The 16991-nt window shown below is 44.7% G+C and carries 9 protein-coding genes; all 9 read left to right on the top strand.

What is annotated here, in order from left to right:
- Window positions 1-344 precede the first annotated feature (344 nt).
- The 9 genes from NBH07_RS11705 (at window position 345) to NBH07_RS11665 (ending at window position 16940) form a co-directional block, all read left to right on the top strand.
- Window positions 345-926: an RNA polymerase sigma factor gene (locus NBH07_RS11705; RefSeq protein WP_005860132.1), complete on the top strand. Its 582-nt coding sequence runs from the start codon at window positions 345-347 to the stop codon at window positions 924-926.
- A 68-nt stretch (window positions 927-994) separates the two neighbouring features.
- Window positions 995-1996 carry a FecR family protein gene (locus tag NBH07_RS11700; protein WP_009016717.1) on the top strand — a complete coding sequence of 334 codons (1002 nt, stop codon included), beginning with the start codon at window positions 995-997 and terminating at the stop codon, window positions 1994-1996.
- Window positions 1997-2150: 154 nt separating this feature from the next.
- Window positions 2151-5504 carry a TonB-dependent receptor gene (locus NBH07_RS11695; protein WP_170106090.1) on the top strand — a complete coding sequence of 1118 codons (3354 nt, stop codon included), beginning with the start codon at window positions 2151-2153 and terminating at the stop codon, window positions 5502-5504.
- A gap of 23 nt (window positions 5505-5527) precedes the next feature.
- The gene (locus tag NBH07_RS11690) at window positions 5528-7345 is read left to right on the top strand and encodes a RagB/SusD family nutrient uptake outer membrane protein (RefSeq protein WP_039848565.1); all 1818 of its coding nucleotides are present in this window, start codon (window positions 5528-5530) and stop codon (window positions 7343-7345) included.
- Between the two features lie 21 nt (window positions 7346-7366).
- On the top strand, window positions 7367-8134 hold the full coding sequence (locus NBH07_RS11685; RefSeq protein WP_039848524.1) for a DUF3823 domain-containing protein: 768 nt from the start codon (window positions 7367-7369) through the stop codon (window positions 8132-8134).
- A gap of 259 nt (window positions 8135-8393) precedes the next feature.
- Window positions 8394-9341 carry a tyrosine-type recombinase/integrase gene (locus NBH07_RS11680; protein WP_005860121.1) on the top strand — a complete coding sequence of 316 codons (948 nt, stop codon included), beginning with the start codon at window positions 8394-8396 and terminating at the stop codon, window positions 9339-9341.
- A gap of 358 nt (window positions 9342-9699) precedes the next feature.
- On the top strand, window positions 9700-10464 hold the full coding sequence (locus tag NBH07_RS11675) for a DNA-binding domain-containing protein (protein ID WP_005860119.1): 765 nt from the start codon (window positions 9700-9702) through the stop codon (window positions 10462-10464).
- Between the two features lie 173 nt (window positions 10465-10637).
- Window positions 10638-14138: a leucine-rich repeat protein gene (locus NBH07_RS11670; RefSeq protein ID WP_146334707.1), complete on the top strand. Its 3501-nt coding sequence runs from the start codon at window positions 10638-10640 to the stop codon at window positions 14136-14138.
- A 117-nt stretch (window positions 14139-14255) separates the two neighbouring features.
- The gene (locus NBH07_RS11665) at window positions 14256-16940 is read left to right on the top strand and encodes an alpha-L-rhamnosidase (RefSeq protein ID WP_156682571.1); all 2685 of its coding nucleotides are present in this window, start codon (window positions 14256-14258) and stop codon (window positions 16938-16940) included.
- The last annotated feature ends 51 nt before the right edge of the window (window positions 16941-16991 follow it).

The raw sequence follows: 16991 nt of genomic DNA, 5'->3' as shown, positions 1-16991 counted from the left end.
GGTAGGGAGATCGGAGATAATATATTTATTTCTCCTAGAGGTAAGAGGCTGTCTCATAGTGGTGAGGGAAGCCTCTTATTTTGTTATCATACAATGAAAATGAATGATTAAAACGATCGTCTAGATTCGTCACAAAAATATATATTTTTCTCTGACCTACAATATTCAAAGCTTTCATTTATCTTCTTTCTTTTCATGTAGTTAGCTCTTCATAATGAAGCATATTCAATATTAAAAAAAACGGTTGATTTAGACGATCGTTTAAACTAGTCGTTTTTGTAAGAAATATTCTCTGTAACTATCTGTAAATGTTATGATAAGGATAGAGTTTCAAATTCTGAGAAATGAAAGTAACAAAGGAAATAATCTCTCGGCTGCAGGAAGGAAATATGCTGGCGTTTCAGTCTGTATATGAATCGTATAGCGCTCATATCTATAATTTTATCTATTCCTTATTGTATAACAGGTTAGAGGCGGAGGACTTGACGCAGGAAGTCTTCGTTAGGATCTGGGAAAAGAGAGATTCACTGGATATAGATAAGAATTTTGATTCCTATATTTTCACGATTGCCCGTAATTTAGTGTATGACGAGTGGGATTCCCTTTTCCATGCGGAGCTATATATGAAATCCTTAGAAGCAGATTGGGATGAACGGGACACTTCAAAAGTCGAAGAAGATATTACGGTAAATTCGATAGGACAATATATTGATTCTCTTATCGATAAATTACCGGTATCCCGTCGGGAAATCTTTTTGCTTAGTCGTAAAGAACACTTATCGACGAAGGAAATCGCACAACGTCTGTCTATCTCCGAAAGAACCGTTGAAGCCCAGATTTACCGCTCTCTTCAGTTTTTAAGGAAGTATTTGGCGGAAGAAGGGATCTTGCTTTGGCTCTTATCTTTTGTTGTTAATGAATATTAAATGCGAAAAAAAACGCTTTGCTTGTAAGTAGTCGCTTCGGGCAAAGAGTATATAATCATGTAAAGCGTATGGAAAAGAGTGAATATATCATATTGTTAGAACGTTTCTTGAAAGGAGAGACTACTCATGACGAGGAACGGATTCTGGTGGATTGGTTCAAGAGCGATGTTTCCCGGGATGAATTAAGGAACTATATCCAGCGGAAATGGGAAATTGCGTCTAACAGTTCTATTCCTACGGATTTGAAGGAGCGAATGTTCCGGAAAATACAAAGTCGTATTGAGAGCGTAGCGGTCGAGAAGAAGGAAGTTGGGCGTTTTTCTCTTCGGAATATCATGCGTTATGCGGCTATTGGTTTGTTGGTGATCTGCGCCGGTTTGGGAGGACATCTGCTGACAAGGTATTCACGGTCGGTTGGTGCGGAAAAAGACTATCTGGTCTTTGCTGCTAAAGGACAGAAAGCGAGCGTTGTCTTACCGGATGGTTCCAAGGTTTGGCTGAACTCAGACTCAGAAATCAAGTACACAAACCTATATGGAGATGGGGAGCGCATCATATCCTTGGATGGAGAGGCTTATTTTGAGGTAGCGAAAGATAGTCTCAATCGTTTTGTCGTACAAGCGGGCGATTTAGCGGTAGAGGCGTTGGGCACTTCTTTTAATGTAAAGGCTTACGAAGAAGATAATCAAGCCGTGGTCACCTTGTTTCAAGGAAAAGTAAAAACGAGTGTCGGACGAGACGAGGCGTTCTTATTACCGGATCAAGCGGTTACTTACTTGAAAAACAAGGGGCAACTGAAAAAATCCACACTGAATGACGCATATAGGGCCTGTCTATGGCGGAATAATGAGTTGGCTTTTAATGATGAGGCTTTAAGCGAGATCGCCGTATTGTTAAACCGGATGTATAATATCCAAGTAGTATTTAAGAGTGAGAAGGTTAAAGCATTACGATTCACGGGAGTGATAACCAATAATAGCTTGGATAATATTATCGAACTAATCAGTTTGACATCGCCTATTATATATACATCAAAAGGAGATACTATTATTATTGATGAAAAAAAGTAATGCCTATGACGAAGGACTTGAGATAACAAATGTCGGGCTTATATAGCTAAATCAATCGTTAACTTTTGATATGTTTTTGTGAATAGTCCACTCTGCGAAAAAGAGTGGAAGCGTATCATATTGTGTAAATTATACTATTAAAAACACGTGGAAAATGCGTAAAATTAAACAAACGGTACGAACAATCTTATTGTGTGGCTTCCTATTTGCTTATACGGATGCCACTTTTGCGCAGATAACTTTATCTGTGAAACAACAACCTGTTCGTGAAGTTATTAAAGAGATCGAAAGGATCAGTGATTATCGTTTCTTTTATAATGAAAACTCGATTCCGATGGAGAAACGGGTTACGGTAAACGTAAAAGATAGCGATATCGAGAATGTACTTAATTTGATCGCCGATCAGATGGGTATATCGTATGTTATTAAAAACAACCAAATCGCCCTATCCGCTGAAAAGCGAGCGAATGTAGCCCAGCAAACAAGGAAAGTGCAGGGGACGGTGGTAGATGATCTAGGGATGCCAGTTATCGGAGCGAATGTATCCGTAAAGGGTACCACCAACGGTACAATTACGGATATGGATGGTAATTTCTTGCTGGAAGTGCCTAACAATGCCATTTTGGAAATTACTTATATTGGCTATCGCCCTCAAGAGATCGCTATAAAAGGGCAGACTCGGGTCGATATTAAATTAGCGGAAGATACTCAAAAATTGGATGAGGTCGTAGTGGTCGGTTATGGTACGCAAAAGAAAGCGACCTTAACCGGAGCTGTCGCCTCCTTGAAGGGCGAGGAACTGGCAAAGGTTAGCCAACCGAATATGAAGGCAAACTTGATCGGTAAGATCCCGGGTGTACGCTATCAAGAGTCTACGGGTGAGCCAGGTGTCGATAGCTCGGATCGATTTAATATCCGTGGTTTTGGAGAGCCGTTAGTTATTGTGGATGGAGTGGAACGTCCGTTTACCCAGATCGATCCGAATGAGATCGCTTCTATGAACGTCTTGAAAGATGCCTCCGCCGCTGTGTACGGTTTCAAAGGAGTGAATGGTGTCATCATTATTGAGACGAAAAAAGGTGAGATGAGCCGCCCTAAAATTAACTATAGCTATTCTATCGGTTTGCAATCTCCGGTAAAGAACCTTGAGATGATGAATGCGTATGAATATGCCTATTACCGTAATCAAGCGTTGATGAACGCCGGACAATCCAAGCGTTTTACGGATGAAGAGGTCGAGAAATACCGTACAGGTTCGGACCCAATCAATTATCCGTCCACCGACTGGTATGCGGAAACGGTCCGCAAGGTTGCCCCGAAACAACAGCATAACTTGAATATCAATGGAGGTTCTGAGAAGATCCGCTATTTCTTCTCGTTAGGATATTTGGATCAAGAGAGTATCTTAAAATCTACCCAAGAGTTTAAGCGCTATAATTTCCGCTCAAATATTACGGCTGAGATCACCAGCAAATTGAACGCAGAAGTGGGCCTAGGCGGTCATATCGATGATTATAAATATCCGTATTGGACGGGCGATGAAGGTATCGAGTTATTTACAGCGATTAAGTCGAACGCTCCGAATGTCCCTGTCTATGCCAATAATAATAAAAACTACTACTATAATTCGGACAATAATGAATTGAACCCGGTAGCCATGCTCGATCGTGACGCTACAGGCTTCAAGGATAAGCGCAATGTCGAGTTTAACGGTCAATTAGCCTTGAATTATGAGATCTTTAAAGGACTAAAAGCCCGTGCTTTCTTCGCCTATGATTATACCAACTTGGCTCAGAAAGAGATGAAGACGGCCTGTACGTTCTACACCTACGATTCGGTTCAAGATACGTATAACCCGATAACGAAGGTTGCGAAGGGAGAGTTGATGGAGAAAACTCAACCTTATTATAAGACTACCCAGCAATACTCATTGAACTACAAGAATACATTCAATGATTTGCACGATGTGGAAGCTTTGGCTTTATGGGAGTGGAAAGAGACGAATACGAACTGGTTCATGGCTAGACGTTATTATTCGACAACATCGGCTATACCTGAGCTAGATAGAGGTGACGTAGATAATATGTATAATGAAGGAAACTCTGCGGTCTATAAATATGGCGGTTTAGTAGGCCGCTTGAATTATGTCTATGCGGGTAAATATATGGCTGAGTTCAGTTTTCGTTATGATGGCTCTTATAAGACGGCTCCGGATAAACGTTGGGGATTTTTCCCTGCCGTATCTGCTGGCTGGCGTATTTCTGAAGAGCAATTTATGAAAGACTTGGTACCTCAGATGGATAATTTGAAACTACGTGCCTCATGGGGAAGCATTGGTAATGATAGCCAACTAAACGCTAGTCAGTTCGTCAGTGGATGGCAATTTGAGGATCGATTTATATTGGGAGGCGCAGGAAACTCTTCGGCTTCGATTACGAATGGTATGAAAGAAGCGAATTTGGCGAATCCGAATATTACTTGGTATAAGGTAATGACTACGAATGTTGGTTTGGATGGCTCTTTCTGGGGCGGTAAGCTTAGTTTTGAGTTCGATTACTTCTATCGCAAGACGACAGGATATCCGGCGACACGTAACACTTCTTTACCAACTACCTCTGGTATCCCTTTGCCGCAGGAGAATTTGAATAGTAGTGATAATCGTGGTTTTGAATTGTCTTTAGGTACTGTCCAACGGATCGGGAACGTGAATTTACAGATCAAAGGAAATGTGGCTTATGCTCGTGAAAAGGATTTGTATAAGGAGCAGGCATTACCACTGAATCAATATAAGAATTGGAGAGACAATGGCGCATATCGTTGGAAAAATGTTACTTGGGGGTATGAACATATCGGTCAGTTCCAGTCTTATGATGAGATCTATAATTCACCGATCCAAGATGGTAAAGGTAATTCATCGTTACGTCCAGGTGATATTAAATATAAGGATCTGAATGGAGATGGCTTGATTGATGCGAATGATGAGAAAGTGATAGGTAAAGGAACTTTCCCTGACTTAAATTTCGGGCTGACATTAGCTGCGGATTGGAAAGGCTTTGATGTGAATATCTTATTTCAAGGAGCCTCAAACTATACGCAGGTATTGAATGCCTTGACCAGTCCTTTCCGTGGACCGGGCGAGGGAAATGGTTTCCGTGTATGGATGGATAGTTGGCATAAGGCGGATTATAATGATCCGGATAGTGAGTGGGTACCGGGCAAATTCCCCTCTTTACGTATTGAGGGTAATGATAATAACTCGAAAAAATCCACCTATTGGACGACTGATGCGTACTATGTTCGCTTGAAATCTATTGAGATTGGGTATACCATACCCAAGAATCTTTTAAGCAAGGTGGGTATTGAGCATTTGCGTGTATATGCTAATGCGTATAACCCCTTGACAATTACGAATGTCAAATATACAGATCCAGAGGCAATAGAAGGTTGGCAAAGTTTCTATTATCCACAATTGAAAGTATATTCATTCGGTGTTAACGTTAGTTTCTAATAGGATTTAAAAGAAAAATGAAGATGAGAAGAACTATAATTTATTCCTTGTGTTGCGCTTCCTTATTACTTTCTTCCTGTGATTTGGATGTTCCTGTGACCGACCGTTTGCCGGACGAGGAAGTTTGGAAGGATGATAATCTGATAACAGGAGTGTTCTCTAGATTGTATAACCAGATGCAGATGGAACATAACTCCACTTATTTTGAGGGATGGGATGTTTGGAATGTCAGCTTAGTGACCGCTTCGGATGAGGGTACAGGAGCTTACCAAGCTGGGGATCTTGGTACGGGTGACGTTGCCCGTGCGAATTTCAATGATGAGTGGTTTGGTCTGTGGGAGGACGGTTTTAAGGCTGTTCGAGCGACGAATCTGGTATTGCAAGAGCTGAATGTGGCCGAGATGCCGGAAAGCAAACGGCAGCAATTGATCGCCGAGGCTCGTTTTATTCGTGCGTTCCATTATTTTAATCTGGTAAAACGCTACGGAGGCGTTCCTATCGTGACAGAAGTACAGCAATATACCGGTCCGGAAGACTTGTATGGCTTACAAGTTTCCCGTGATAAGGAGCAAGAAGTCTGGGATTTTATTCTAACTGAATTAGACGAGTCCGCTTTGGAATTACCGGAGACCCGTGAATCTGTGGAAAGAACCCGTGCCACTCGATATGCGGCTTATGCGTTGCAATCTCGTGCGGCATTGTATGCGGCATCGATCGCTAAATACGGCAAAGTGCAATTGAACGGTATCGTTGGCGTGAATAGCGATGACGCTAACGCATATTGGGCGAAATCGATCGAGGCGGCGGATAAAGTGATTAACTCGGGTAAATATACGCTTTACAACCAGTATGCGGACCGGGTGGAGAACTTCCGGAATATGTTTCTGGAGAAAAGAGGATGTTCGGAGTTTATCTTCTGGAAAGAGTTTCTGGCTACCGATCTAGGCCATTCTTGGGATTTATTGAATGTGCCGTTTAGCTTCGTGCAGAATGGCTATGGCTGCGGACAGAATCCCACACTCGATTTAATAGAGGCTTTTGAATATAAAGATGGTTCAGACGGTACCTTGAAATTGAAGGATGCTTCCGGCAATTATATCAAATATGACTCTCCATTGGATCTATTTAAGGACAAGGACCCACGTCTTCGGGCGACTTTCTATTTACCGATGGATGAATGTAGGGGAGGGATCGTCGAGATTCGTCGGGGTATTTACGATGCCTCTAAATCTGGGGATGCCCGTTTTATCACCAGCAATAACGTGAACGAGTATTATGGTGAGGAAGGTAACCAAATGAAGATCTTAGGTAAGGATGGCGTGTGGGATACCGGGGATGTTGGAAAGACCGGCTTCTACACGAAGAAGTTCTCAGACGAGGGAGTGACGGATATCTCCGGGAATAAATCAGATGCTCCATGGCCGGTGTTCCGTCTGGCCGAGATGTATTTGAACAAGGCGGAAGCCGCTATGGAATTAGGCAAGACGGGCGATGCCGCTACTGCATTGAATATGGTTCGTGAGAGAGCGGGCATCCGTACGCTTTCTGCCGGGGAGGTTTCATTGGATCGTATCCGTAATGAGCGTCGCGTAGAGTTGGCGTATGAGAATCATCGTCATTGGGATTTAAAGCGTTGGCATATCGCGCATATCAAACTGGCCGATTTCCCGACCATGGCGCTTTATCCATGGTATATCTGGGGGGAAGGTAAATATATCTTTACGACTGGTAAGGCTCCGAAACCTAATAAGGTATTCTTGGAACGTAACTATTACATAAAGATCAAGGATAGCGATATGGGTAGCAACCCGATGTTGGCTCCTAATAATCCCGGTTTCTAATTAATGAAAGGAAAAAGAATCATGAAAAAGATCATATATAATATAGCGATTGTCTTGGCGGCTTCTTGCCTCTTTGCCTCCTGTGAGGATGATAATTATGATGAGCCTAATTCCGGTATCAAAGGCCGCTTTATCGATGCGGAAACCTCCGAGGTTGTCCCGATGCCGGTACAGGGTACCAGCAGTATCCAGATACGTATGTATGAGCGTGACCGTTATTATTCTACGGGTGATGATTACTCGCAGCTTCCGGTTATCACGTATCCCAAGATCGATGGGACTTACGAGAACTCGTGGATGTTCAGTAAGCAATATATCTTGACGCTGGAGCAGACTAATTTCTATCCGGTGGATACGATGGTGGTTGATCTGAACGCCGGTGGACTGACGGATCAAGATATCAAGGTGATTCCTTACGCCCGAATCGATGTAAACAACGCCGTATTCGAGAACAAGAAGTTGAAGGTATCCTATACGATCACTCGTAGCAAGGATGACTATAAGATAGAGAATGTTTTTTTGGCTTGGCATATCAGCCCTTATATCGATAAGATGTCCGGTAACTCGGAGGAATTGGTGACTGTTGACTATACGAACGTGTCCGATAAGGATATTCTAAATACGGTATTAACCCAAGAGATCGGTTTAAGTGAAAGTGCGAGTTTCAACAATAAGGATAAGCAGGCCATCATGAAAGGAAACGGAAATAAGATGTATATCCGTGTTGGTGTAACGACAAACGGTAAGGTTAATTATAGTGAGGTCGTCCCTGTAGACGTATCTTTCTAAAAGTACTTTATTCCGGCAGAAAGGGATTGTCTCCGACTTATGTGGGACAATCCCTTTCTCTTTTAAGTTGGATAACATTAATCTATAAAGATTCCCCGTAGCTACTTATTTATCCGGAGTATAAAGCCAACAAGGGCTACGCCGACTTCTACGTGATGACCGACTTGATTCACGAGCCCGAGATGGACTTGGCTTGATCTTGTTTTTATGCTATTTTTGATGGTAGATAATAATACGTTTAATCATCAAAAAAGGAGATATGAGCAAAAGAAAGAATAACCGCTTGGGCAAGGCGGGCATCACATTTTATACCTATGCCACCGAACGCATCCGGGAGAAACGTTTAGCGGGGAAACATAACACCGCCGATTTATATAGGACGACCCGTAATTGGATCTGCGCCTTTCTGGGTAGGAGAAACCTTCTTTTCCCGGAGATAACCCCGGGCTTAATAAGCCGTTTTGTCGCTTATCTGCAATCCGCCGGCTTGCGAGTGAATACCGTGAATACATACCTCAGCAACTTTCGCTCGATTTATAACCAAGCTTGCCGGGATGGTCTGTTGCCGGCTTGCGTCGTATCGCCTTTCGCGTACTTGAACTTGAAGCGGGAAAGAGCCGGATCTAGGGCGTTGGGAAACGAGTCGCTCCGGGAGATCGTGACCTTGAAGTCTGAGGAGCCGGATTTGGCGTGCGTGATCGACTATTGTACGTTCGCCTATTTATCTTGCGGCATGCCTTTCGCGGATATGGCTCGCTTGACTACGGCGAACCTGTATGGCGAGGAGATCGTATATCGGCGTAAGAAGACGGGGACCTTAATCCGTGTCGGGATAACAGCGGGGATGCGGCGGTTGATTAATAAGTATGCGGACGCTTCTTCCCCGTACCTTTTCCCTATTTTATCTCCGGGTAGAGAGGTAGGGCATGAGGAATACAAGGCGATACTGCGTTCGTATAATAACTCGTTGAAGAAGATCGGTCGTGCGCTATCTCGTCCCATTCATCTGACCTCGTATGTTTTCCGCCATACATGGGCAACGAACGCCTTGCGGAAACAAGTCCCTTTATCGATCATTAGCCAAGCGTTGGGGCATACCTCGGAAAAAACAACACGTTTTTATCTGGCCTCTTTGGAACAGTCAGAATTGAATCGTGCGAACGCTAGGGTGACGGAAGAGGTGGATTTGCTTTTGGCGGCTGGGTGATACCCTTATTCGCGAAATAAGGGGAAGAGCCTATTCAGCATAAAAATTACCTATAATAGGCTATTTTCAACGGAAGGCTTGGCAAATGTAAAAAATATTATTGATAAACAATCACTTTTATCTATTTATTAAGAAATAGGAATTGAAGGGGATACAGATATCGTATCCTCTAATTAATCCAAATTTATGCTTATTGCGCATATATCGTGGATATGCGGTTAAAAATAGTGGTTATGCGTGTTTTTTTAGTTTATGTTGGACGTGCGATATCTCCTCCCCTTATTTCGCGAATAAGGGTGATAAACATTATTAAAAGGTAACGCCCCACTACCACGGGGCATTAAAGACAAAAAACATCATGGCAGAAGAAAAGACCATCTTGACCGTAGATCTGTACGACAACGTGTTAACCGAGAAAACCGGCGATTTCACCGGAAAGATCCGCATTACCGGAACCACGCGAACCTCAGACATCTCGAACCGCATCGTGAAGAAACGTACCGAGTATCGTCCGGAGACGATCACCAACATCCTCGACCTCTCCTACGACGAGATGATCGAGGCCCTCGCCCAAGGCCGTTGCGTGGTGAACAAGTTCGGGCAATGGCTGCTCACTATCAACGGCTCGTTCGACGGAAAGAAATCAGACTTCCGCTCTACGGAGAATAAGATCACCGTAATGTTCACCCCCAGCGCCACCCTCCTGAAGGCGCTAGAAAACATCTACGTGAACGCCGACGTAGCTACCGTGGGCCCGATGATCGAGAGCCTCACGGATTCTACCACGAACGAGAAGAACCTCCATATCACTCCAAACGCTCCGGCTATCATCTTCGGCAGCACGCTGCTTATCAAGGGGGATGATCCATCTGTAGGCGTCTACTTCACCAAGGACGAGGAGGGCGCCACGCCAACAAAAGTCTCCCTTATCGTACGTAACACCAAGAGCGAGATCATCATCCAGATCCCGCAACTCGCCGAGGGGCAGTACTGGCTGAGCGTCACTACGCAGGCGGGGGCGAATTACGGCTTGGTGAAAGACCCTCGTACCTATAAGTTCCCCATCCTCCTGACGGTAGGTGCCGGAGGCGGAGGCGATAGTGAAAGCCCGGACGAGATCTGATAAGGCAGAGAGCCTCATCTATGAGGGCTGATAAAGCCTAGGCTCTCACCCCTCATAGACGAGGCTCTCTCATGGTTCATGGCCTAGGCTCTCTCACCGGTCATAGACGGGAAGCTATGAGCATACCCGTGAACGAATGTTAAGACTATTATTCACTTTAAATTATATCGCTTATGAAAACAAATTTACTACGAATCGGTTTACGGCTGTCGCTGGTGGTGATAGCCCTTTTGTGTGGTGTGTATCTTGCTTGGGGGCAGGAAAATACGAAAGTGATGCACAAGATATATACTAATACTTATGGTAATGTCACGATTGATTGTCCGTCAGAGGTTGAGGATGGAGGTAGTTTTACTTTTAAAATAGCAACATCAACAGGTGCTTATCGTCTTGCTATATCACAAGCAGGGAAGAATTTTAGGGATTTCTCATGGGATGATTCTCAAAATGCTAATGTGGCGAAGAATATTACTGGAACGATCTTAATTGAGGTTGTTGAGCATACGGAAATAATGATTGGAGAGGAGAGGTATATGCTTGAGGAATGCAGCGCTATGCTTCCTCCTTCACAAACTCAACCGACTTCATCAAGCATAGTATTAAAGAGCGTGGTAACCGCAAAAGGAAAGCACTATAGTTTGAATAGTTATTCCGGTGCCTATAATAGATATGCTAATATAACATCAATAACATTGCCGAACAACAAGTATTTTATCAATCCATATGCGTTTTCCATACAGGCTGGTTTGACTGAGATTCATGCGAAAGCTATAGACCCCAAAAATTACCATATAATGGAGGGCGCTTTCGGAGAGAAAGATTTGAGTGGAATCACGCTTTACGTACCGGCTGGCAGTAAGGCTGATTATGCCGCCAGTACCCCTTGGAATCAGTTTAAGGAAATTTTGGAGGAGCCGCTTCCCAAGAAATATCCGGTTTATGTTGTGGGTTATGGAGTAGCGTCTACTGATGCGCCGGATTCAATAGCTCGAGGGCAATCCTTGACCGTGAATATTACGCTGGAACCCGGATTTAAATCTTTTGAACCTAGCGTAATAACTATCCCGGGTGAGGAAGTGAATAAAGATGTCGTTATACAAGTCTCTACTCATACGGAAAATGTATTGTCTGGAATTTCTTATAGCATGAGTACTACTCAAGTAAACGCATTTTGTCATGGCTTCCTAGATACTCCCCAGAAAGAAGTGACCATACCGGAAGTGGTGACTGTCGGCTCTAATTCTTATAAGGTAGAATATATCGTGGCTGATGCGTTTAAAAATCAAACCTCACTCGAAAAGCTTACTCTAGAAGGAAACACTGGTATTGATCGGAGAGCATTCTCTGGGTGTACCGCCTTAAAAGAGATTCATTGTATAAGTCCTGAACCCAGAAATATTTCTGATGAGGACGCTTTTGAAGGAGTGGATAAAGACGCATGTGTCATCTTTGTACCTGCCGGGGCTTCCGCTGCCTACAAAGCCGCCTATGTCTGGAAGGACTTTAAGAACATAAGGGAGGAGGGCACATACTCCATCACCCGTACCGGATTTGAGGGAGTCGCTTATTATGGCCCCGACTTGGTGGTTGATGGCTCCCGACTGGAAGCGAGACTCACGCCCGAGAGTGGCTATGTATTAGGCATAGGAGACATCACCGTCACCATGGGAGGCAAGAAACTGGATCCTATGTCGAAGGAATTCTTCTATGGTACATTCGGTAAAGATACCTTGACTATAGAAACCGTTACCGGCGACGTGACGATCACTGCGAAGGCTAGGAAAATTAGTGGGGATCCTTTTGTCCTTGGTGACCTTACCTATCGGATTACTAGGGATGCGGCTGTCGAGGTTGCGGGTGTAAAAGAGGATGCCTATACGAAAGGTAGATCGTACGTAATCCCCTCTTCTTTGGAATATGAAGGGAATAATTATACTGTTACCGGTATAGGGCCTAAGGCGTTCAGCGGTCGTATCATGGAATCCATAACGATCCCGAGTAGTGTGGAGGAAGTAGGAACAGAGAGTTTCCTTGACGCGCAAGCTGACGAGATTCACATTCAACGTTCTACGCCACCTTCAACCGTTAATGGCTCATTCAATATCTTGGATAAAAACAAATGTAGAATCTACGTGCCCAAAGGGGCCCTTGCCGCTTATCATACCGCTACTTGGGATTGGCTAGGTTTTCCTTATATCTTGGAAGAAGGTGATAAATATTTCGATGTGGACTTTGAGTTGACAGGACTTACCGTAAAGCCCTTCCAACCGGAAATAGCTATATCCGGGAGGTCCGTGTCTTTCATTTTAGTTCCGGATAGCGGTAGTTTTTTGCCGGACTCGATCGAGGTATGGTATCCTACAGGTCTGGAGCCTTGCGAGTATGACGCAAAAACGGGCAAGGTCACTATCGCTACGGTAAAAGGGAACTTGACTATCAAAGCTAAAGCGATAGGAGCCTTATTGCCAGATAAGGACACTGATATTACAATCGGAAAAGATTCTACCTATACGGACGGCAGTACGACAGGTAGTAAGTTCAATGGAGTCATCGGAAACGACGAGGAATTAACAAGAGTTAAATCCTTGAAAATAGATACTGAGGATGGAAAGGTTACCGGCATCACGTTTAAAAGCTTGATTGTTGGTTCCGGAAGTTCTACGTCACAGAGTGTTACCATTGCCGAGACATCCAATATCGAGATCACGTTGGATGGCAATAATAACTTAGGGAAAGTATTGAACCAAGGAAGCACACGGTTACTACCCGGCGAAAATACCCTGTTGGATGCGTTGGTGGAAAATGAGGGTGTCTTCATCGATGAAACCGGTCTGTTAGATGCCGTAACGGGGCCTGCTGGCCTTACTATTGCCCAACGACCGGAGAAAGCGCCTAGGATAGAGATAGGTTCCTCCACGCTCCTAAAAGTCGAAGCGTCAGCTGAGGGAGAGGCGAATCTTTCCTATATATGGGAGAAATTTGACAGCGAAAATAATAGCTGGAAGCAAGTGAAGCCGGAAGTACAGCGGACGAAGGCTCTTTCCTCTCTTCGCTCGGATCTCTTAAGTACGAATGAAGATACGCAACTGGAGGTCTCTGAGGCCGGGAAATATCGTTGTCTCGTCTCGAATACGGTAAATGCTGTAAATTCTACTCTGACCGCTTATTCAGAGGTAAGCATTGCCTCTTCCACACCGGATCCAACAGTGACCTTTAGTGTGACCCTTCCATCCGTTGAAGGCGCCGCCTTGAGTCCTCTCGCTGGAACTTATTCCGTGGAAGCGGGCGGTAGCTTCTCCTTCTCTCTTACGCTCGATACGGACTGCGATCAATCTACCCCTATGGTAAAAGTAGGCGATAAGCTGATCGAGCCGACCTCTGATGGCAAGTATGAGATCAAGAATATCAACTCTGATATAACAATATCTATTACCGGGATCGTAAAAAACGCTACCGTTGGTAATGCGGAGGTAGAATCCAATGCCTTGAAAATTTGGGGATCAAACGGGGTATTGCATATCCAGTCCGCTCATGTGAGTACGGCTTATATAATGACATTCGGCGGTCAACTATATAAGGCTTTAACCTTGCCAATTGGTGAGACGATGATAACCATTCCGCAAGGTGCCTATATCATCCGTATCGAAAATCAATCCTACAAGATCCGCTTCTAGCCATTCTTGAGGAATCATAGGAAGGCGAGTCATTTGCGAGTGGCTCGTCTTTCTTGTTTAATAAATCTTAATATTTACCGGGGATATAAGTATCGTAAGCCATTAGAAAGTATATTCATGCGTAATCTCAATCTATTTATCATGAAATGTATATCTATCTACTTTGTGACCCTATTGTTACTGATGTCGGGCTGTGAATCCGGGCGGAGGATCATCTTAAAAGATCTTCGTTGTGAGAACTTGGAGAATCCGGTCGCGATCGACAATACCCATCCCCATTTTAGCTGGAAAATCGAGACAGACGGGCAAACTATGCGGCAAGCGTATTTTGAGATACAAGTAGCCACGGATAGTTCCTTGCTGGCTCAAGGCAAAGCCGATCTATGGAATTCAGGTAAGGTGGAATCGTCCGCTTCCGTGATGGTCCCTTATCGAGGGAAAGAGTTGCGATCTAGTGTGCTGGCCTATTGGAAAGCCCGGGTATGGGGCGATAAGGGGGAATCCTCGGACTGGAGTCCGGTCAATCGCTTTGGGATCGGGCTTTTGGATAAAGCGGAATGGCAAGGGAAATATATAGGGATGCCGGATGAGAAGAATCCGATGTTAAGGAAGAAGTTCGAGCTTCAAGACCGTGATGCCACATTACTCCTTCATGTAAACTCCTTAGGGTATCATGAGATCTATTTAAATGGGAGGAAGGTATCGGAAGATGTTCTCTCGCCTGCGGTATCTCAATTAAACAAAAGATCATTATCGGTGACGTACGATCTTACGCCGTACGCAAAGCAGGGAATAAACGACTTATTGCTCTGGTTGGGCCGTGGCTGGTACAGAAAAGCTACTTTTAATGCCGTTCATGATGGGCCGTTGGTTAAACTGCAATTGGACGAGATTCAAAGAAATGGCGCTACAAGTACGTTACTCGTTACAGATAGCTCTTGGGAAGGCCGGGGAAGTATGTATGGTGAGACCGGTACCGGTACTTGGTATCCCCATCAATTCGGGGGTGAATGTGTGGATGGGCGGAAGGCGTTGCCGGATTTGACAACGGCTACGCTTGACAAACTGGATTGGACGCCGGTATTGGAGGTGGAGGTACCCGGGATAGAGGTAAGTCCCCAGATGTGTGAGCCTAATCGAATACAAGAGATTATCCGTCCCAAGGAAATCAAGCAGATAGGGGACAGTATTTGGCTCGTAGATATGGGAAAGGCGTTGAATGGTTGGGTCGAGCTGAGTTTCCCGAAATTGCCGGAAGGCCACCGGGTCCGTATGGAATATACGGATTGGTTAAATGAAAACGAAGATTTCAAGCCACAAGAGGAGAACGGACAGTATGAGGATTGGTATATCGGTTCCGGACAAGGCAAAGAGGTATTCCGAAATAAATTTAACCACCATGCGTTTCAATATATAAGGATATCCGGTTTGGCGAAAGCCCCCGAGGAGGTAACCGGCTATCTGATTCATACGGATTATAAGGATGCCTCGTCTTTCGAGTGCTCGGATCCGGACTTGAATGCTATCTATGCGATGATCAAATATACTTTCAAGAACCTAGCTTTCAGTGGTTATATCGTAGACTGCCCGCATTATGAGCGTATGGGATACGGTGGGGATGGAAATGCCTCTTGTAAGAGTTTCCAGACATTGTATGAGGGCTCTTCCGTGTATATGAACTGGATGCAGATGTGGCAGGATTGCATCCGTGAGGATGGGGGTATGCCGCATTGCGTACCGAGTCCATACCCGGCGGGAGGTGGTCCGTATTGGTGTGGCTTTATTATCACGGGATCGTGGCAGACTTATTTGAATTATGGGGATAGCCGTCTGATCGAGCGATATTATCCGGTTATGCGACATTGGTTGCGTTATGTGGATGCGTATACGGTCGATGGATTGCTGAAACGTTGGCCGGATACGGATTATCGGGCATGGTATTTAGGGGATTGGTTGGCTCCGGCGGGTGTCGATTATACGGCGCAGTCATCGGTAGATCTGGTTAGTAACTGCTTTATAAGCGATTGCCTCACTACGATGGAGAAGATCGCGAAGGTATTGGGGAAAGCGGAGGATGCCGCTAAGTATAAAGAGCGTCGCCAACGATTGAACGAGCTTATCCAGAAGACTTTCTATGATCCGGAGAAGAAACAGTACGCTACAGGCTCCCAGATCGATCGGATTTATCCGATGTTGGTCGGCGTGACAGATGAACAGCATATGCCCGAGGTAAAGGAAGGTTTATATCGAGAGACATTGGAGAATTGCAAAGGGCATATCGGTTCCGGCTTGGTGGGTGTTACAATCTTGACCGATTGGGCGATAAAGGACGGAGAGGCCGATTTTCTCTATTCCATGCTGAAAAAGAGAGAGCTGCCGGGATATCTATATATGATCGATCAAGGGGCTTCTACGACTTGGGAATACTGGTCGGGAGAACGTAGTAAGGTTCATAATTGTTTCAATGGCATTGGCGCTTGGTTCTGTCAGGCGGTCGGAGGGATCTTGCCGGATGAGGATGAGCCGGGCTATAAACATTTCTTTATCAAACCTCAGATACCGAATGGCGTGACGTGGGCGAGGGCGGCGAGAGAGACCCCTTACGGTACGGCACGTGTGTCTTGGACTATGGAGAACCGATCGCTTTCCCTCGATCTGGAGATACCGGCGAATAGTATGGCGACCTTTATCGCTCCATTTAACGTATCGAATTGTGTGTTAGATGGGAATAATGTAGAAATATCGGCGGGTTCGATCCTGTTGGAAAGTGGAAAACACACGCTATCGCTGCCTGCGGAATAGGAATCATATGATTCCCTTTTTGTTGACTTATGTTAATAGCTGTTTTTTAAT

The sequence above is a fragment of the Parabacteroides sp. B2-S-102 genome, from assembly GCF_023656665.1.
GTDB lineage: Bacteria > Bacteroidota > Bacteroidia > Bacteroidales > Tannerellaceae > Parabacteroides > Parabacteroides distasonis.
This window is presented reverse-complemented; position numbering and strand designations above follow the sequence as displayed.